Genomic DNA, 18463 nt, shown 5'->3' with positions numbered 1-18463 from the left:
ATTGGAAGAAGATATTTCAAATTTCATCGAAAAAGAACAGAAAAAAATGGACAACATTGTAGAGTTGAAATCTTGGCAGTCAAACTTTAGAAAAAATAGTAATGGGTCACCTTTGGCCAATAGTGTGTTTAATGTCGAATTGATTTTGGAAAACGATTTGAAATTAAAAGGTAAGCTTGTTTTTAATGCTTTCACGTTTGAAGAAAGTTTAACGGAAAACTTGAACCTCGATTCACTGAAAATACCTGCCGGAGTGCTTGATGATTCATTTACACACGCACTAAAAAGCTATATTGAAAAAGAATATCGGTTCGTACCTAAAGAGCAGCATATCCAAAGTGCTGTTATCAACATCGCACGAAAACACAGTTTCCACCCGATTAAAAGTTATTTAGAGCAAGCACGCTCTCAGTGGGATGGAAATCCTAGAATTGAAACATTGCTTCATACGTATTTAGGCGTGGAGCAAAGCGAATATGCGTTTAAAGGGTTGTTGTGCTTAATGCTTGGGGCAATCCAAAAGGTTTACCAACCAAAAGGGAAGTTCGATTTTGTCTTTGATTTTGTTAGCGGACAGGGGGCAGGAAAAACGACTTTTCTGCAAAGATTATTTCTTGAAGATCAAGACCTTTATACAGATAGTATTTCAAGCTTCAAAGAAAAGGATGACTTTTCCATCATGCAACGTTGTTGGTGTGTGAATGATGATGAGATGGCCGTATCAGATAAAACAAGTTTTAAGACTCTAAAAAAATTCGCATCGCAAAAGGAATTAGAATATCGATTACCGTACGCAAAACGATCCGTTAGACGAGCGAAAACGTTCGTGCTGGTTCGGACGAACAATAATGAAGGCCATCTAAAAGATCGAACAGGAAATCGGCGTTTCATTCCTTTTAGAGCCAGCAAAGAAAAGCAAGTTTACCATCCTTTAGATCAGCAGGGGCACGGCATGACTCCCGAGCTTGTACGGCAGTTATGGGGTGAAGCGATGAAGTTTTACAAAGAAATTGACAGACCAGCTTTCTATATAGAGCTGGAGCAAATGGCGGTTGTTTACCAAGAAGAATTTTTAGCAGTGGATAGCATCGACGAGATCGTTTATGCGGTGTTAGAAGTGCCAGTACCATATGACTTTTACGAATACAATGACGACCAGAGAGCTAGTTATGTACAGGGGTATTTATCCAATAATGGTACTCGGTTTACCATAGGGAATCGCCCAGTTAATGCTAAAGACACCAATCCAAGGGATCGCATCCGAATTAAAGATATTTCCCTAGAAGGCTTTAATGAACAGTACGGAAAAAATAACAAAAGAGACAATAAAATCCGTTTAATCATGGATAATCATCCGACATGGGAACGATCAAAAAAGAATGGGTTGCGTTTTGGAAAGATTGTAGCAACAGGATATAAGCGAAAATAGGGTAGACAAGTAGACAGGAAGGTAGACACCAAGGTAGACAAGATAATCGTTGCAATATCAATGATTATAATACTTTGTCTACCCTGTCTACCATTAACCAAGAGTAAAACTATAAAAAAATTATAAATATGCGTATATATATGTTGGGAGAAAATGAGGTAGACAAGGTAGACAAATAGGTTCAATCGCTTGCGGCTCTAGGAGGGAAGTTGTCTACCTACCCGGTAACACAGGGGTAGACAGGGTAGACTTGAAAAAATAACGAAAGGAACAAAAAATATGCAAGAAGAACTAAACTTGTCCTTAGTAGGATTAAACAAGGAACAGCTACAAGAAAGCTTTACGAAAAAAGACAATACCAAGATAGCGAATACTTATCATCGAATGTCGAACATTGCACAAGAATTATTTACTACAGCATTTGCCTTTAAGAAAGTAGACAGTGAATATCTTGAGTTAATAATACAGGATTGTTTACTTGAGTTAAGAATTACGGACTTGACCGATTGTGTATATATTTCCGTAGGTGTATGGGAGGGCAGCAAACATACTGTGATATATCGTGGATCAAGTATCAAGAAGGGCTATGGTGTTGTTAAGCAATTAATCAAAAGAACTTAACAAAACTATACATTTTAGGATTACTTTAAAGGAGAGAAAATCACATGAACCAACTATCAATCATCGAAAAAGCAGTAGTTGAATTACTCCCCATTGGTGGGGAACGAAAGATCAATATTGAAGACATTACCAAACTGGTAGACCTTGACCGGCGAGAAGTCTATGCAGTCATTCAATCGCTTAGAAGCAAAGGTGTGCCGATTGTAGCGACCAGAGGCAAGGAAGGCGGCATCTTTGTTGCTACGAACGAATCAGAGCGCCTACAAGGCTTACATCCGCTGAGAATGCAGCATTTGACCACAGAAGAAACGATCCGCAATATTGAGCAAGCAGATTTAGAGTCATGGAAGAAGTTACTAGCATAAAAAGGAGCAAACAATCTGTCTATAAGATTTATAGCGATGCGACAGAAAAACAGTCATTTCTCTAATGATTTAGGCAAACTTGAGTAATAGAGTAGGGTAAATTTATAAAATTTCGGAGGTGAGAGGCAACATGTCGAATAGCCGGACAGCAGAAAACTATTTCAGCATTGAAATAAAACAGTTCAAGGACGTTCTAAAACTGAAAAAAACGGCAAGGCTTCAGTATAAATTCACTAGAAGTCGGATAATTGCAGGAGAAAGAAAAATATTGAGTGAAGAAAAAGTCGAAGCAATCCTAGATGGTGAAGGGCGCTTCATGCTGCTAGGTGGTCGTAGGATACCAATAGAAACGACGCCATGCAACTATGGAAATGTTCGCTATTGGTTTGGTTGTCCTATTTGTGGAAGAAGAACCACTAGGCTATTTTTTCATGGTGGAGCGAATGCTACTTGGAAATGTCGGTCATGCGCGAACCTCGTTTACCGTAGTCAGCAAGAGAATAAAAATGATTTTTGGACATGGTATGATAAAGCCCAAGCGATTGCACAAGAGCTGGACGCTGATTACTGGGAAGATGGCTTTTCATATCTGTTTACCACACCACATATTTTATTTCCCAATAAACCAAAAAATATGCACTGGAAAGTCTACAAGGAGAAACAAGAAAAATTTATAAAGTATGTGACTAAAGGCAATGTAATCAATCATAAAGGGCTTATGAAAGTGATGAATAGGCATAGAATTTACTAGGTGATAATCTTGCTTTTTTCAGGTATAAATAACCTATGCAACATGTTAAGAAATGTTAAGGTTCAAAACTGTGTGAACCCTACAAAAACGCACATTTTTTGCGTAAGAGTTAGGTAAGGTTTTGGCAAGGTAATTTTTACCAGCAAGATATTCTGTTTTGTTTGTGCCGGATACAAAAATTTTGTTGGAAAATGAGAGAGTTCAAAATGTTAGCGGCTCAAAGTTCTTAACAATTCTAAAGGATCGAGAAAGATATGCAATATCCCAACTAGGCGCTTAAGCTTGTGCTGCAAGAACTTTAGCTATTTAATGGGCAGTCGTATAGAAAAGAACCTTAAGGAGTGAACAAAACTGTGTGATGCGATGATTATAGGAAGTTTTTTTTGGAGCTGTTGGAGCTGATTGATTCCGTTTCTTCCGCTCATAAAATTTTTGTCAATGCTGATATATTTGTGTACAATTAGTAGCATCATTATTTACGATTATGGTTAAGGAGCTATCATGGAGAAAAAACTTTCAAAAAAACAGTACATTTATATAGGATCAATGCTTTTTGGTCTTTTCTTTGGTGCGGGGAACTTAATTTTCCCTGTAAATATGGGGCAATTAGCAGGAAGTAATGTCTTTTTAGCTAATCTAGGATTTTTAGTTACAGGAATAGGGTTGCCGTTTTTAGGTATAATAGCAATTGGTCTTTCGAAAAGCGAAGGAGTTCTACACTTAGCTTCAAAGGTTGGTAAAAAATACGCTTATGTTTTTACTTTTTTAATTTATTTAGTGATTGGACCATTTTTCGCATTACCTCGTTTGGCCACGACTTCTTTTGAAATTGGAATTGCTCCTTTTATTTCTGATACTCATGTGAGTCTTATATTGGCACTCTTTAGCACTTTATTTTTTTCAATAACTTGGTTGTTATCACGTAAACCCACAAAAATATTGGATTATGTAGGAAAATTTTTAAATCCCGTCTTCTTAATTTTACTAGGGGTACTACTTTTTTTAAGTTTTACTCACCCGCTAGGATCAATTCTAACCGCACCCGTTCAACCGGCTTATCAAAACGCAGTTTTTTTAAAAGGATTTACGGAAGGTTATAATACTTTAGACGCTTTGGCGTCTTTAGCTTTTGGAATCATTATTGTTACTACGATTCGTTCTATGGGGGTAACAAAACCTAGTCAAATCGCTAAAGATATGATTAAATCGGGTGTTATTAGTATCGTTTTGATGGGGGTTATTTACACTTTGCTGACCTATTTAGGAGCAATGAGTTTAGGCAAATTCGCTATTAGTGAAAATGGGGGAATTGCATTAGCGCAAATAGCTAATTACTATTTAGGCACTGCAGGGAGTATTTTACTTGCGCTGATTGTTATTCTAGCTTGTTTAAAGACTTCTATTGGTTTGGTGACAGCCTTCTCAGAAACTTTTGCTGAGCTATTTCCTGCACGTAGTTACCGCTTCTTTCTCATGCTTTCTAGTATACTCCCTTGCCTTTTTGCGAATGTTGGTTTGACAAAAATAATTGAATTATCTTTGCCAGTGCTTATGTTCATTTATCCTTTGGCCATTACGTTGATTTTATTAGCAATTATGAGCCCATTATTTAAACATAGAACGCTTGTTTATCAAACAACTACAGTTTTTACAGTTATTGCGGCTTTCTTTGATGGCCTAGCAGCAAGTCCTGCATCAATTTCAACTATTCCTGTAATAGAATCATTGCTAAATTTTGTTGGTGAATACCTACCATTTTTTAATATAGGTATGGGCTGGGTGTTTCCAGCTTTAATTGGATTCTTGATCGGATCAGTTTATTCACGGTTTAAGGAAAGAAACTCAACTAACTAAGATTATTTATTAAGCTCATCGCAATGATGGGCTTTTTTGGTATACTGGTTTTGTTAACAACCAAAAGGAGAATACGATGCGAGGAACACTTTCAAACGATCAAAGAGTCTATTATTACGAATCACCATTTTTTAAACAAGGAGAAAACGACTTGACAATCAGTCAATTACGGTCGATATTTATTAAATCGTTGCTAAATAATCCTCGTGCGAGGTATGTTTCAGAGGGATATACGTTTGAAAAAGAGCAGCGGCGTATCAGTGTTTTTAGAAAAGATGGGAAAGTTCTTTCCGAAGATGAATTGTTGAAGCTGGATGTTATTGTGCCTCAGATATTTGTGACGTATTGATGATAATTATAGAATTATGTATATCGGCGTTGGTGGTCTGTGAAAAGGTCTGTGAGTGTAAGTGAAACTATGTGCTTTTATCTGAATAATATGACATCATAAACACTGAAATAATCAGATAAACATACCTACTCGAAATTATAAATAACTCGGTCAGGCTTTTAGATGTTGCGTTGGGATAAAAAAAACGTCGAAAGCTGATAAAGCTTTCGACGTTTGCTATTTTAATAGGTCCGTCCGCGACGTTTGGTCAACCAGTTGACTAAGAAGTAAGCGATGGCTAACGGAATGGCAATTCTAAAGAATAAACCGATCAGGCCTGAAATAAGGGGACCAACAATACTTAAAATCAAACTAGCAACTAAGAAAAAGCCGACAACAGCTAAAATTCGTACAACCATAGGGTAATCTTTCATCATTTTAATTTCCTTCTTTCCATTTGTTTTAACTTAAACATAGTTTAGCAAACAATTTTCTCACTTACGTCCAACTTAAGACGTATTTATTGGCAAATCTGTTGTTTTTTTGTTTAATAGGAGCTGATATACTAAATTTTAGTAAGTAACGAATGGAGTTAAGAGAAAATGCCAAAGTCACGAATTGAGGCTTTTACAGATGCAGTTATCGCCATTATCATGACCCTATTAGTGTTAGAACTACATGAGCCTAATGGTCCTAGCTGGTCCGCTTTTTTACAAATGGAGCATAAATTTATCGTTTATTTGATCAGTTTTGTCAGCTTGGCAATCTATTGGAATAATCATCATCATCTTTTTCAGCTAGTCCGAAAAGTAGATGGCTGGGTATTGTGGGCTAATAATTTTTTGATTTTAATGATGACGCTCTTTCCTTATGTCACTGCTTGGGTCGGAGATTATCCTTTTTCTTGGCCGCCGCAAGCTTTGTACGGCTTGGTGACGTTAGGAACAGATTTTGCTTACTATCTGTTAGTGCGGGCACTCGTAAGAGCAAATGGGAAAGAGTCTAAAATTGGTCAATTGTTTAAGCATTATCCGAAGACTTATCTATCCATTGGCTTAGCGATAGTGGCATTAATTTTAGGGAAATTAATTGCCCCGATTGCGGTATTAGTTGTTAATGTCTTGATTTTATTAATGTGGTTTATTCCGGAAAAATCCATCGAGAAAATCCTGTAAAAAGTGCAGCCAGGTGTTGCGCTTTTTTTTCGTTGCAATACCTTAATTTCAGAGAAAAAATTTGTCGAACAGGTTTAACCAGGGGATTTTCGGACATACTGACATACTAAAGAAGCTTCCGTTATAGGCTACCGAAAAAAATCCCTAAGATCATTTCTTTTTCTTATTTCTCTTGTTTTTCCCTTTTTTCTTCTTTTGATTTCCTCCAGTTTTTTTCTTTCCACTATTCCCCGAAGCTTTGGTAGCCCTTCTGTTCAAAGTTTTATTTTTTCGACCTTCCTCGATTTGTTCTTTGGTTTTTCCATAGCGTAAGTAGTTGATATCCATTTCATGCGAATTTCCGGCGGATTCAATGGCAGAAGCAGATTCCAGAGTAGACAGCTCCAGCCTCGTTGGCGTTTTTTCTTTCGACAGTGGTGGATATTTCGCTTCTACTTTAGCGGCTTCTTCATCGTAATAAGGCGTTGTGGACGTAGCTATAGCTTGTTTTTGCGGTGTTTTCTTTTCAATCGAAGCTTCTGGTATCGTTGTCTCTTCGATAGTTTCGGTTGGAACAACTTCTTCTTGAACCTCTTTATGCTGTGCATCAATCCGGCCTTCATGGCTATAAAAATTCAAATATTCAGCAAAGCGACGAGCAGTGGGAGACTGAAAAACTGTTAAGCTCGTTAAGATTTTTAAGACGTTAGCGGTTTCATTTTCTAAATGTTTAGGGATTCGTTTGGTATTACGCAGCGTCCAGGTATGTTTTTTGCCATTTGAATCATTGAAGCTTGATATCAAGGTGTACTGGTATTCGGAAGGGTCCGACTGTTCACGGTTCTTTTTCTCTAGGAATTTTTGATAGAGACAGGTTTCTTTGGTAAATTGGTGGTATTCGTTTTTATTTTTAAACAGACGATTCACGACGTTTTGCCACTCTTCAAGTGAAAAGAACGACTCAAAAAAGACACAGTGCTTCCGCAATGTATCGTTCGGTGTTGTGGTAAGAAAAATTTGATGAATAAGCTCTGTTAATGACTCTAGTGAAAAATCCCCGACGCATAAAGCATCTCGCAAAAGAATCGCAACCAAATACTCAACAACCTGTGAAGCATTCTTAGTTTGTTCAAAGTATTTCGCCACACGCTTCATAAGATTTACATTTTTCATTCCAAAAATCTGCCTTTGTCCAAGCTTCACTGTATCCATCAATTTCATCCTCCAACCATCTATTTTTATTCATTATCAACTAATAGTTTTCACAAAAATGATAATATTAGATAACGAAAAAGTAAATAGCTTTAGCAAATACCTTTTTCTGTTAAAAAAAATAAACCTTTTGAATAATAAGTTTTTTGGTGTCTTTTTGATAAATAGCTAACTGAAATGATAGAGTTTAAAATAACTTAACGAAAAATAGAATTTATCAAATAAGCAATGGAGCGTTTTGCTTTATATTTTAAATCTATAGCGTTATTAAGTTTTCGTTGTTTGTTACAATTTTTTTTGAAGAAAATCGTGTTTAAGACTAAATATTAATTTTTTGTCTAAGCCAAGAGCTGCTCTCAGTCTAGCTGGGATTTTTCCATAATCGCTACACTCGGTCCTTTATCTATGGTAGAGTTTAAGCAAACGTTTTAAATGGAGGATATCAATGTTAGAAGCGATTATTTTTGATATGGATGGTGTCTTGGTTGATTCAGAGTATACGTATTTTCAAAGTAAATCACAGATTTTAAGCGAAGCTGGTCATGAGGTAGAAGACAGCTATCATTTTCAATTCATGGGTACAACCAGTGACTATATGTGGGAAAAAATGAAGCAGGAATTCTCCTTGCCCTTATCTGTAGCAGAATATATTCAACAAATGACAGCTTTGCGCCAAGCAATGATCAAGAGGGATGGCATTAGAGTAATTCCGCATGTTCAAGAGTTTGTAAAAGGTTTGTCTCAGGCAGGCTTGAAACTAGCAGTAGCCTCCTCTTCCTCATTAGCAGAAATTAAAGTAAATCTAGCAGAAATTGGTTTGTCGGAGTATTTTTCAGAAGTCGTTAGTACGGAGGAGGTAGAGCATTCGAAACCTGCGCCAGATGTTTATTTGGCTGCGGCAGAACGGATAGGCATAATGCCTGAAAATTGCTTAGGCATAGAGGATACAAAAAACGGCACGGGAGCCGTTCGCAATGCGGGCATGGTTTGTGTAGGCTTTGCTAACCCGGCATTTCCGAAGCAAGATTTGGCATTCGCAGATAGAGTGGTTTCGTCTTTTTCTGAGCTAGATGCGGATTCGTTAACGAAAATTTATCAGAAAGTGAGGGCGTCTCATGCCTAAAGCAGCTATTTCCAGTAAAGCGTTTCTAATTGAAGGCGGCTGTAATGCCTGTGGGCTACAAAATACAGAGACTTTTACTATTCATTTTGAAGATCAACGATCCGCTGTGTTGGATCATTTTGATGTTCCATCGCTTGTTCAAGTGATTGCTCAAAAGAATGGATGGCGAGAAAAGGCTATTCCTGTAGGGATTGGCGAAGAAGAGATCGTTTTACAAAAAGCAAATGAGGTAATCAAACCAATCTATTTTGGTGATCAAATCAGCTATCAGAAGGGGAATGAACGAATTCAAACGAAGCAACGCTTCAATGATAATGACGTATTATTTGAACAGGTAAACAGTATTTTGGTGCAACTGTTTAAACTTGAGCCTTATGAGATAAAGATAGCCGTTGAGTAAATAGGTTGAGATAGAATCGGAAAAAGTCGCAGTGACAAAAAAACTTGTTACTACGACTTTTTTTGTGGAATAAGGAAAAGATAGCCTTTAAAAGTATAGACAAATTCAGAGCCTCAACTTTTTGAGCCGGATTTTTGCTTTTTTATGAAAGCGTATTCTAATATGAAAGGATAGGAGAGACTAACTATATAGAGTCAAGTAAAAATTAGCCAAATCAAAAAATATTTTATAACAGATAATTCCGAAAAAAGGGTACAACAAATAAGCTTCTTACCATTAGTTTTTTTGAATGTTCAATAGCTAATCAGAAACAATTATATAAGGCTCGTTTTTAGTCAAAATAGCATGAATCACGTAACAAAGCTTACGAGAAACCGCACCTAAGGCAGTTAGATGATGTTTTCCTTCGGAAACTTTTTTCTGGTAAAACGCACTAAAAACAGGATCACATTGAGAAGCTACTAAAGCCGCCGAAAACAAGGCTTTTCGCAAATATGGAGACCCTCGTTTACTCATAACATTATGCGTTGCCTCATATTGCCCTGATTGTGTCACGGAAGCGTCTATCCCAGCGTAAGCAACGAGTTTTTTCGGGTTAGAAAATTTTTGAATATCTCCGATCTCACCAAGAATAGTCGCACCGTTTATAGGACCAATTCCAGGAATTGTGAGAATAACAGAATTTAAAGTGTCCATTATGTGCTTGATTTCTCTTTCCGTTTCCTTTATTTGGCTTTCAATGAATTTTAATTGTTCAATCATTGAACGTAGTTGGAAGGTGAACGCTTCTTGAGCAAATTTTACTCCAAAGGAGTTAGAAGCTGCTTGCTTCAATTGGTCCGCTTTTTCTGCCTTGATTCGGTTCCTGCTTAACTCAGCTAAGTATTGGGCCAAAGTTTCTGAGGAAATGTTTTCTAAGTCGATCGGGGCACTAAACGCCAGCAATAACTCTTTAGAAGCTTTTCCGAAAACGCCCTGCTTGGTAAAAATCGTCGCGTATTCTGGAAAGACTTGATCCAATACGGCTATAATTTTTCTTTTGAAGTCGCTCGCTGTACCTACTAAATAAGTTCGGTAACGAGAAAGTTGTTTCAAAGAAAAAACATTTTCATCGGATAAGACCGTTTCGACAAATGAGCCATAGCGCATTAAGTCAGCAATCAAAACAGAATCAATAATATCGTTTTTTCGTTTCCGTATTTCTGTACCTTTACGCCATCCGTCTGTTTGAAGGGGATTCACAACGTGAATCAAATAATCTGATTCGTGAAGGTATGAAAAGATGGACAGCCAATAGTGCCCCGTGGCTTCCATCCCTATAACAAAGTCACTGGGTGCTCCGGAATAGTCGACCATTCGCTCAATTAATGACTCTGCTCCTTCAGTGGTGTTAGGAAATGAAAAACCTTTTAGTAATACCTTTCCTTCCTCGTTCATGATAGAAGCAACGTGAGTGCGTTTACCGATATCAATGCCTAAAAAGTACATGTATATCTGACCTTTCAAAAAAAGAATTTTGGATTGAAATCCACTCAACTGAAAAGCGTCACTACCTTGTACGAGATACGGAGTAAAGTAAGGACTTTCAACATCTAACTCATACGCAATCCACTTATCAGAGAGAGGAGCCAGTCTCTCGAGTGCGGGTTCAATGACCCAAGGGGGGAACGGCTTAGCCTCTCAATCCAATAAATATATTATCTCAAAAGAAATGAGTTAATACCAAATTAAAATAACGATGGTTCATAGGGTTATCCAATCAAAACCGGAAGGTTAAAACCCTAACTCTAATATACAAGGTGGAGAATATGGTAAAACAATTTGAAAAACAGTTTATTGGCGGAGAATGGAAGCTAGGAAATGATGTAGAACATGTGAATGAGGATAAAAATCCTTATACCCAAGAGACACTCCTGAAAATCCAAGGCGCGAATACAGCAGATGTTGACGAAGCTTATCAAGCGGCTCGAAAGGCTCAAAAAGAATGGATGGATAAAACACCTCAGGAACGAAGTGAGATCGTGAAGAAGGCTGTTGGGATAATGAAAGAAAGACAAACAGAGATTATCGAATGGCTAATTAAAGAAGGTGGAGCCACCAAAATAAAGGCAGGACTCGAGGTCCGTTTAGCAAAAGGAATTACTGAAGAAGCTGCCAGCTTTCCAATGCGGACAGAAGGGAGAGTTTTGCCGACAAATACGCCAGCAGAAGAAAGCTTTGCGATCCATCGACCTGTAGGAGTAATCGGAATTATTAGTCCGTGGAATTTTCCTTTTCATTTAACGATGCGTTCTTTAGCGCCTGCTATAGCAGCAGGAAACGGTGTGGTGATTAAACCAGCGAGTGATAGTCCGGTAACTGGAGGTCTATTGCCGGCAAGTATTTTTGAAGAAGCAGGTGTTCCTAAAGGATTGGTCAATGTGACTGTCGGCAGCGGCAGTGAGATTGGAGATTATTTTGTTGCCCACCCTATACCAGGATTTATTTCCTTTACAGGCTCTACTCCCGTAGGAAAAAATATCGCCAGTCAAGCGATGAGTGGTAAAAAGATTAAGCAAGTGGCTTTAGAATTAGGTGGGAATTCTCCTTTTATTGTACTCGATGATGCAGATATTGAAGAGGCAGCTCATGCTTTGATCGTCAGCAAATTTATGCATTCAGGACAAATCTGTATGGCAGCTAATCGTGCAATCGTGGTTGAAGCGGTATTTGATACATTTGTCCATAAAGTAGAGGAACGTGTAAAAGAGTTAGTTTCGGGCGATCCTACTGACGAAAAGACGGTGATCGGACCAATCATTAATCAAAAACAGACAGATCAAATTCAAGAAATCATTCAACAAGCGAAGGAGTCTGGAGCAAAATTTTTAGTTGAAGGCACGGTTAAAGGACAACTCGTCGAGCCTTTCGTTATAGTTTCTGAAGATCCTGATTTAGAAATTTTTCATCGAGAAATCTTTGGACCGGTACTTCCGATTCTGAAAGTGAAGGACACAGAAGCAGCAATCGAAGCGGCCAACGATACAGAATATGGTCTATCAAGTGCCTTATTCACTAAAGATTTAGCTAAAGGACGCGCTCTGGCAAATAGAATCGAAGCTGGTATGTGTCATATTAATGGTTTGACTGTCGATGATCAGCCGAATGCACCGTTCGGCGGCGAGAAAAACTCGGGGATCGGACGCTTTAACGGTGAATGGGTATTAGAAGAATTTACTAGAGTTCAATGGGTAACGACAAATTCAGGAAAAGGGCAGTACCCATTTTAAATTTTGAAATTAGCGCAAATAATTCTTATAAGTAGAGCTGCTACAAAAAGTACTGAAGTGAAAATTGTTCATTTCAGTACTTTTTTGTATGAGCTTAAGGAATAGCTCTTGTATCTATTAACGAAACCAGAAAAGTCTAGCTTACATAAAAAACAGACAATTAATGAGACTCTTGTTAAAATGAATGAAGAATAAGAGTACCAAGTTGCATAATAGGTGATCAAAAACAGGAATGCTGACATGCTTTTTTGCCGTTATTTAAGGATTTCTAGTTTTTTTTCATTTTTTTTTGCAAAAAAAAGTATTTGTAAGCACCAAGTTGCATAAAGAACACTGAATTATTTGGGAACAAAGAAGATGGAAATGTAAGCGTTTTTCGTCTAAATTGAAGATGTGAAGAGGGATGAGAATGAATTTAGAAGAACGAACAAATCAGATTTTTGTTGAATTAGTCAATAATCCGCAAATCACCAGTAAAGCGTTATGTGAGAAATTCGATTTGACGCGAGGGCAATTGAATTATGCGTTGAAAAAGATTAATGATTCTTTAATAGATGAGAAATTAAGTGAGATCAAACGAACGAAAAATGGGCACTTTCTGATTGCGAATGAGATTCTTTCAAACTATAAGGGGGGTGATGAGCAATTCGGAGAATCAACAGAAAGCTATGTATTTTCCGGTAAGGAACGGGTGGGCATAATCGAATTGATGTTACTAAGCAAGGAAGAGTATCTATCCTTAAACCATTTCATTGAGGATCTAAAGGTTAGTCGAAATACAGTGCTAAGGGATTTGAAGGAAGTGGATCACGCACTTTGGCAACATGAACTGGCTTTGAAGTATACCAGACAAAAGGGGTATTTTATCCAAGGCGACGAGTGGAATAAGCGAAATCTTCTGTCTGATTTATTGAATAATCTCGCGGTGATGTATAACGGAATCAATGTGATTATTCAATTTGCGAATATCGATCCACAACAGATCGAAATTTTTCGCAAACGAGTGGAGTTGGTAGAAGAGGAATTGGATGTTCAATTTACCGATGAACGATTAAAAACGTTGCCGCTATTAATCATTTTGATGATTCGCCGAGCGCAAAAGGGTAAATTGATTTCTTATAGCTTTAAGGTCAATTATCGCGAGCTTGCTGACACGAAGGAGTATCTTGCAGCGGATCGAGTTATTTGGGATGTAGACGGCTTAAGTGAGAATGAACGTGTGTATGTAACGATGCTGCTGTTGACGACGAATCTTTCGCGAGGCGATATCTTATCGGTTAAAGCGATCAATAAGATGAAAGAGGCGCTTGAGAAGGTCATTGCGAATTTTGAACGTATCGCGGGTGTCAATCTTGAGGAAAAAGAAAAGTTATTAGAGCGCTTGCTCGTTCATATGCGGCCAGCTTATTACCGAATCAAATACCACTTGAATTTGCAGACGCGTTTTTATCAAGAGAATAAGGATGCCAACCTTTTTTCATTATTTTACTTAGTCAAGGAAGCTAGTGGTCCTTTGGAAACGTACTTTGAACAGCCGGTTCCTGATGCCGAATTATTTTTTATTTCGTTGTTTATCGGCAGCCACATCGTTGAGAGCACGGAAATTATTCACCCCGAAAATCGTAAACGAGCGGTCATCGTTTGTCCTAACGGTATCTCAATTGCTGTTTTATTGGAGAACACCTTAAAAAATTTGCTTCCGGAAATTGACTTTGTGAGATCGATGTCGGCACGGGAATTTTATCGAACAGAGGTTGATGCGGATTTCATTTTTTCGGCGGTTCCGCTGAAAACAGAAAAGAAAGTCTTTGTCGTAAATAATTTTTTATCTGAACAAGAAAAACGCCAATTAAGAGAACGTGTTTTGCGATCAACGGCGATTATTCAGACAGAAGTTGTAACGCCAGAAAAAATTTTGGCAGTAGTAAAAAAGCATGCCGATGTTGTGGATGAGACAAGCTTATACGAAGAATTGTTAAGTTTGTTCGCACCGAAAGAATCCAAGATTCTTGAAAAGAAGCGACCGCATTTGATTGATCTTTTAAAGGGCGAAACGATTCAAATTTTTGAGGAAACGATCAGCTGGACCGAAGTTTTAGAAGCATTAGCGCGACCGCTGGAACGTCAGCATGTGATCACGCCAGAGTACGTGAAAGCTTTGAAAAAAGAGATGCCGATCCTGCCGGCCTATACCGTTTTACGTCATAAGATCGCTTTGCCTCATACCGTAACAGAAGCGGGAGCAATCGGAGTTGGAATCAGTCTAGGCTTAGTGAAAAAAGGGATTCTTTCAGAGGACGGCAGACGAATTCATACCGTTATTCTGCTGGGGTCCAACGATAAAGAGGAACACTTGGATTTGATTTTTGAAATGATGAGTTTGGCTGGTGCAAATGAATTGGCACAGTTAGAAAAAGCAAAAACGAAGGATGAGATTCGGAAAGCGTTGCTGCGTTTTAACGAAGAGTATTGGAGGATAAATTGATGACAGAAACGACACTAAGTTCTTATGTGAAAGAACCGTTAGTTTTCGCGCAAGAGAACTTTACGTCACAGGAAGAATTATTTGAGCAAGTGTATCAGAAATCTTTAGACCTAGGTTGGGTCCGAGAGGATTTTCTGGAACGGATCGTGAAGCGGGAAAAAGAGTTTCCCACCGGGATTCAATTAATGAACTTTGGCGCGGCGATCCCCCATACTGATGCCGAATGTGTGCGGGAAGAATTTGTCGCAGTGATTACGATGCAGGAGCCGGTGACTTTTTACAGTATGGAAGATAACACCCAGCAGGTCAAAGCCCAAATCATCTTTGTTTTAGGGTTAAATCAACCCCACGCACAGTTAGAAATGCTGCAATCGTTGATGGGGCTTTTACAAAATGAAACGGTTTTATCAGAATTATTGTTAGCAACCACTGAAAATGAATTAGTGACAACTATTAAAAAAAATCAGCTATGAAAAAGGAAGCTCGTTCTACCTTTTGCAAATAGGACAGAACAAAAAATAAAAAAACATTAAAAGGAGAAAATCATTATGAAAACAATTCGTGTATTAGTAGCATGTGGAGCAGGAATCGCAACCTCAACGGTAGTTATGAAAAAAGTCGAGGACTTATTTGCCAGAAATGATCTGCCAGTGGAAATCACACAGATTAAGATTGCTGAAGCAGCTGGGAAACAGGATGAAGCAGATATGTTGATCTCAACCACGATGCTTCCAACTCAATACAAGATTCCAGCAATTTCAGCCATGGCCTTCTTAACTGGGATCGGAACGGAAAAAGTTGAGAATCAAATCATCGAAGCAGCAAAGAGTATTCAATAATTTTTTACATTCAGGTAGGTCAACTCCGCGCTTTGCGGATTTGATGTGCGTGAAGAGGAGTCAGGTTTATTTTTAATATTAAAAATAAATAGATCAAAACAAATTAGGAGGAATGTATCAAATGGATGGTTTAATGAATGTGGTGCAAAGTATTTTAGGCGCCGGCGCAAGTGTGATGCTGCCCATCATCATCTTTATTGTTGGGATTATTTTTAGGGTTCCAATAAAAAAAGCAATTATTTCCGGAATTACTGTAGGTATCGGGATGATCGGGATAAACTTGGTTATTAATGTATTGACCACAAACGTTGGTCCAGCGGCACAAGCGATGGTTGAACGGTTTGGCTTGAACCTGACGATCATTGATGCAGGCTGGCCAGCAGTCTCAGCCGGGACATGGGCGCAACCAATCGCGGCTGTGATGATTCCAGTAATCTTGATCGTGAATTTAATTATGTTGGCGTTAAATCGGACCAAGACACTAAACATTGACATCTGGAACTACTGGCATGTTAGTTCTGTGGCAGCAACTGGTTATATTGTAACAAAAAGTTTTTTCTTTGGCATCCTGTGCGGAATTCTGTTTACGATCATTATTCAAATTATCGCTGATAAGACTGCGCCGAAGGTACAAGAATATTATGGGTTAGAAGGTATCAGTATTACGACTGGTTCAGCACAAGGTTATGCGGTTTTAGCATTGCCGATCGGCTGGCTAGTCGATAAGATTCCTGGTATCAATAAATTAGATGTAAAACCTGAAACGATCCAAAAGCGTTTTGGTATTTTTGGCGAACCAATGATCATGGGCATCATCATCGGGATGTTCCTTGGTTTGTTAGGCGGCTACGATTTCATTGGTATCCTACAAATTGGAATGAACATGGGTGGTGTAATGTTCTTAATGCCACGGATGGTAAAAATCCTGATGGAAGGGTTAATTCCTATTCAAGAGGGAGCACAAAAACTATTGCAAAGCCGCTATGGCGATCGCGAAATTTATCTAGGAATGGATGCCGCCTTAGCGACTGGCTCACCGGCTGCACTATCTACAGGTCTTTTGATGGTTCCAATCACATTATTCTTAGCAGTTATTCTGCCAGGAAACCGCGTGCTGCCTTTCGGAGATTTAGCAACAATTCCATTTTTCGCAGCGTTAGTTGTGCCTAGTCGTAAAGGAAATATCTTACATTCAGTGATTTCATTGACAGTCGTGATGGCTGTTGCCTTGTTAATGGCGACCAATTTTGCGCCAGTGATTACTGAAATGGCGCAAGGGATCGTGAAGTTCCCAGAAGGCGCTGCTGAAATTACGAACTTGGATACAGGCGGAAATTTCTTAAAATGGATCTTCTTGAAATTCTCAGAATTAGTTGCCACAGTGATGTAGGAGGTTTTTGTAAATGAGTAAAACAATGAAGGGTGTTTCCAAGCAGGCACCCGGTTATGACCAAATGGCATTTATCGATTTACCTGTTCCAGAAGCAACAGATGACAAGGTCTTGATTAAAGTTGCTTATACAGGTATTTGCGGATCAGATATCCATACGTTTAAAGGTGAATACAAAAATCCCACTACTCCCGTTGTACTAGGACATGAATTTTCTGGGCAGGTAGTTGAAGTCGGATCCAATGTAACAAAGGTCAAAGTTGGTGATCGGGTAACAAGCGAGACGACTTTTTATGTCTGCGGCGAATGCGATTATTGCAAGGAAAAGCAGTATAATTTGTGTCCCCATCGAAAAGGAATCGGCACGCAGCAAAATGGCTCCATGGCGAACTATGTGTTGGCTCGAGAAGAAAGCATTCATTTACTGCCGGATCATTTAAGCTATGAAGGTGCGGCGATGAGCGAACCATTAGCGTGCTGTGTCCACGCGATGTATCAAAAGAGTCACTTGGAATTAAAAGACACGATCATTATCATGGGCCCTGGACCAATCGGACTGTATCTTTTGCAGATTGCCAAGGAAATTGGAGCCTTCGTCATTATGACGGGGATCACAAAAGATGCTCATCGCTTAGCATTAGCAAAAAAACTAGGTGCGGATGTGATCGTGGATACGATGAAGGAAGATCTAGCGAAAGTCGTCAATGAGATCACGGATAGCTATGGCGTGGATAAGGTGTACGATGCCTCAGGAGCAGTTCCTGCTGTTAATGCTAGTTTGCCATTGATTCGCAAGCAGGGGCAATTTATTCAAGTAGGCTTGTTCGCTAATAAAATGGTGGATTTAGACACTGAATCGATCATTCAACGAGAGATCGAATACATCGGCAGTCGTTCACAAAATCCTTATGACTGGCCGATTGCGATCCACTTATTAGCGAAAGGTGCGATCAATATCGATGAGATGATTACGAAAAAATATCCTTTGACTAAATGGCGGGAAGCCTTTGATAAAGTGATGGAAGGTAATGAAATCAAGGTAATGATCGAATCCAATCCAGAAGAGTTTTAATTTGAATCAAGGAAGCTGTACCAGAATTTTTGGTGCAGCTTTTTTGTGAGTTTGTTTTATAGGAGGATTTTTTTGATACTATTTTCATAGAAACAGTGTAATAAATAATCATTAGCAAGAAATTGTAAAAGAATATTGTGTATCGAGATATTCCAATCATTGTTATTT

General features: G+C 38.5%; 18 protein-coding genes. 15 read left to right on the top strand and 3 right to left on the bottom strand.

Annotated elements, in window-relative coordinates; translation table 11 throughout:
* Position 1: 1 nt before the first annotated feature.
* From AUF14_RS13090 to AUF14_RS13065, 6 genes are all read left to right on the top strand, one after another.
* Complete coding sequence (locus AUF14_RS13090) at positions 2-1429, top strand: VapE domain-containing protein (RefSeq protein ID WP_048718913.1); 1428 nt, start codon at positions 2-4, stop codon at positions 1427-1429.
* Between the two features lie 279 nt (positions 1430-1708).
* Positions 1709-2050, top strand: a complete 342-nt coding sequence (locus AUF14_RS13085; protein ID WP_048718911.1) for a hypothetical protein — start codon at positions 1709-1711, stop codon at positions 2048-2050.
* Between the two features lie 44 nt (positions 2051-2094).
* Positions 2095-2415, top strand: a complete 321-nt coding sequence (locus AUF14_RS13080) for an HTH domain-containing protein (protein ID WP_102866079.1) — start codon at positions 2095-2097, stop codon at positions 2413-2415.
* Positions 2416-2545: 130 nt separating this feature from the next.
* Positions 2546-3166, top strand: a complete 621-nt coding sequence (locus AUF14_RS13075; protein ID WP_227656345.1) for a hypothetical protein — start codon at positions 2546-2548, stop codon at positions 3164-3166.
* Positions 3167-3667: 501 nt separating this feature from the next.
* Complete coding sequence (gene brnQ, locus AUF14_RS13070) at positions 3668-5020, top strand: branched-chain amino acid transport system II carrier protein (RefSeq protein WP_102866077.1); 1353 nt, start codon at positions 3668-3670, stop codon at positions 5018-5020.
* A 76-nt stretch (positions 5021-5096) separates the two neighbouring features.
* The gene (locus AUF14_RS13065; RefSeq protein WP_048719679.1) at positions 5097-5369 is read left to right on the top strand and encodes a hypothetical protein; all 273 of its coding nucleotides are present in this window, start codon (positions 5097-5099) and stop codon (positions 5367-5369) included.
* A 224-nt stretch (positions 5370-5593) separates the two neighbouring features.
* On the opposite strand, the gene AUF14_RS13060 is transcribed toward AUF14_RS13065, so the two are convergent.
* Positions 5594-5788, bottom strand: coding sequence for a hypothetical protein (locus tag AUF14_RS13060; RefSeq protein ID WP_016179303.1), 195 nt, complete (start codon positions 5786-5788; stop codon positions 5594-5596).
* A gap of 165 nt (positions 5789-5953) precedes the next feature.
* On the opposite strand from AUF14_RS13060, the gene AUF14_RS13055 reads away from it, so the two are divergent.
* A complete protein-coding gene (locus tag AUF14_RS13055) occupies positions 5954-6526 on the top strand; it encodes a TMEM175 family protein (RefSeq protein ID WP_102866076.1) in 573 nt (190 codons plus the stop codon).
* Positions 6527-6676: 150 nt separating this feature from the next.
* Here the strand turns inward: AUF14_RS13055 and AUF14_RS13050 are convergent, their stop codons facing one another.
* Positions 6677-7717 (bottom strand): hypothetical protein, encoded by a 1041-nt coding sequence (locus AUF14_RS13050; RefSeq protein ID WP_102866075.1) that lies wholly within the window; start codon positions 7715-7717, stop codon positions 6677-6679.
* A gap of 445 nt (positions 7718-8162) precedes the next feature.
* Here AUF14_RS13050 and AUF14_RS13045 point away from each other — a divergent pair, with 445 nt between their 5' ends.
* Together AUF14_RS13045 and AUF14_RS13040 are read left to right on the top strand one after the other, a co-directional pair.
* Positions 8163-8840 carry an HAD family hydrolase gene (locus tag AUF14_RS13045; RefSeq protein ID WP_048722317.1) on the top strand — a complete coding sequence of 226 codons (678 nt, stop codon included), beginning with the start codon at positions 8163-8165 and terminating at the stop codon, positions 8838-8840.
* A complete protein-coding gene (locus AUF14_RS13040; protein WP_048722318.1) occupies positions 8833-9240 on the top strand; it encodes a DUF4809 family protein in 408 nt (135 codons plus the stop codon). Before AUF14_RS13045 ends, AUF14_RS13040 begins: the two co-directional genes overlap by 8 nt.
* A 300-nt stretch (positions 9241-9540) precedes the next feature.
* On the opposite strand, the gene AUF14_RS13035 is transcribed toward AUF14_RS13040, so the two are convergent.
* Positions 9541-10728, bottom strand: coding sequence for an IS110 family RNA-guided transposase (locus AUF14_RS13035; RefSeq protein WP_002297293.1), 1188 nt, complete (start codon positions 10726-10728; stop codon positions 9541-9543).
* A gap of 320 nt (positions 10729-11048) precedes the next feature.
* On the opposite strand from AUF14_RS13035, the gene AUF14_RS13030 reads away from it, so the two are divergent.
* The 6 genes from AUF14_RS13030 to AUF14_RS13005 all read left to right on the top strand — a co-directional run bounded on the left by AUF14_RS13030 (position 11049) and on the right by AUF14_RS13005 (position 18295).
* Positions 11049-12509 (top strand): aldehyde dehydrogenase family protein, encoded by a 1461-nt coding sequence (locus AUF14_RS13030; protein WP_048717897.1) that lies wholly within the window; start codon positions 11049-11051, stop codon positions 12507-12509.
* A gap of 409 nt (positions 12510-12918) precedes the next feature.
* On the top strand, positions 12919-14994 hold the full coding sequence (locus tag AUF14_RS13025; RefSeq protein WP_065422871.1) for a BglG family transcription antiterminator: 2076 nt from the start codon (positions 12919-12921) through the stop codon (positions 14992-14994).
* Positions 14994-15467 carry a PTS sugar transporter subunit IIA gene (locus tag AUF14_RS13020; protein ID WP_016179310.1) on the top strand — a complete coding sequence of 158 codons (474 nt, stop codon included), beginning with the start codon at positions 14994-14996 and terminating at the stop codon, positions 15465-15467. Before AUF14_RS13025 ends, AUF14_RS13020 begins: the two co-directional genes overlap by 1 nt.
* A gap of 75 nt (positions 15468-15542) precedes the next feature.
* A complete protein-coding gene (locus AUF14_RS13015) occupies positions 15543-15833 on the top strand; it encodes a PTS sugar transporter subunit IIB (RefSeq protein ID WP_048717900.1) in 291 nt (96 codons plus the stop codon).
* A 121-nt stretch (positions 15834-15954) separates the two neighbouring features.
* A complete protein-coding gene (locus tag AUF14_RS13010; RefSeq protein ID WP_016179312.1) occupies positions 15955-17223 on the top strand; it encodes a PTS galactitol transporter subunit IIC in 1269 nt (422 codons plus the stop codon).
* A 13-nt stretch (positions 17224-17236) separates the two neighbouring features.
* A complete protein-coding gene (locus AUF14_RS13005) occupies positions 17237-18295 on the top strand; it encodes a zinc-binding dehydrogenase (RefSeq protein WP_049219815.1) in 1059 nt (352 codons plus the stop codon).
* Positions 18296-18463 lie beyond the last annotated feature (168 nt).

It is taken from the genome of Enterococcus avium (assembly GCF_002891025.1).
Lineage (GTDB): Bacteria > Bacillota > Bacilli > Lactobacillales > Enterococcaceae > Enterococcus_A > Enterococcus_A avium.
Note: the sequence above shows the minus strand (reverse complement) of the source record. Positions and strands in the feature narration are given on the sequence as shown.

Bases quoted from the DNA above. Each gene is read 5' to 3' on its own strand.
- AUF14_RS13030 (WP_048717897.1), top strand. From the start codon at position 11,049: ATGGTAAAACAATTTGAAAAACAGTTTATTGGCGGAGAATGGAAGCTA.
- AUF14_RS13045 (WP_048722317.1), top strand. From the start codon at position 8,163: ATGTTAGAAGCGATTATTTTTGATATGGATGGTGTCTTGGTTGATTCA.
- AUF14_RS13035 (WP_002297293.1), bottom strand. From the start codon at position 10,728: ATGTACTTTTTAGGCATTGATATCGGTAAACGCACTCACGTTGCTTCT.
- AUF14_RS13060 (WP_016179303.1), bottom strand. From the start codon at position 5,788: ATGATGAAAGATTACCCTATGGTTGTACGAATTTTAGCTGTTGTCGGC.
- AUF14_RS13025 (WP_065422871.1), top strand. From the start codon at position 12,919: ATGAATTTAGAAGAACGAACAAATCAGATTTTTGTTGAATTAGTCAAT.
- AUF14_RS13050 (WP_102866075.1), bottom strand. From the start codon at position 7,717: ATGGATACAGTGAAGCTTGGACAAAGGCAGATTTTTGGAATGAAAAAT.
- AUF14_RS13085 (WP_048718911.1), top strand. From the start codon at position 1,709: ATGCAAGAAGAACTAAACTTGTCCTTAGTAGGATTAAACAAGGAACAG.
- AUF14_RS13040 (WP_048722318.1), top strand. From the start codon at position 8,833: ATGCCTAAAGCAGCTATTTCCAGTAAAGCGTTTCTAATTGAAGGCGGC.
- AUF14_RS13075 (WP_227656345.1), top strand. From the start codon at position 2,546: ATGTCGAATAGCCGGACAGCAGAAAACTATTTCAGCATTGAAATAAAA.
- AUF14_RS13020 (WP_016179310.1), top strand. From the start codon at position 14,994: ATGACAGAAACGACACTAAGTTCTTATGTGAAAGAACCGTTAGTTTTC.
- AUF14_RS13055 (WP_102866076.1), top strand. From the start codon at position 5,954: ATGCCAAAGTCACGAATTGAGGCTTTTACAGATGCAGTTATCGCCATT.
- AUF14_RS13015 (WP_048717900.1), top strand. From the start codon at position 15,543: ATGAAAACAATTCGTGTATTAGTAGCATGTGGAGCAGGAATCGCAACC.
- AUF14_RS13065 (WP_048719679.1), top strand. From the start codon at position 5,097: ATGCGAGGAACACTTTCAAACGATCAAAGAGTCTATTATTACGAATCA.
- brnQ (WP_102866077.1), top strand. From the start codon at position 3,668: ATGGAGAAAAAACTTTCAAAAAAACAGTACATTTATATAGGATCAATG.
- AUF14_RS13010 (WP_016179312.1), top strand. From the start codon at position 15,955: ATGGATGGTTTAATGAATGTGGTGCAAAGTATTTTAGGCGCCGGCGCA.
- AUF14_RS13080 (WP_102866079.1), top strand. From the start codon at position 2,095: ATGAACCAACTATCAATCATCGAAAAAGCAGTAGTTGAATTACTCCCC.
- AUF14_RS13005 (WP_049219815.1), top strand. From the start codon at position 17,237: ATGAGTAAAACAATGAAGGGTGTTTCCAAGCAGGCACCCGGTTATGAC.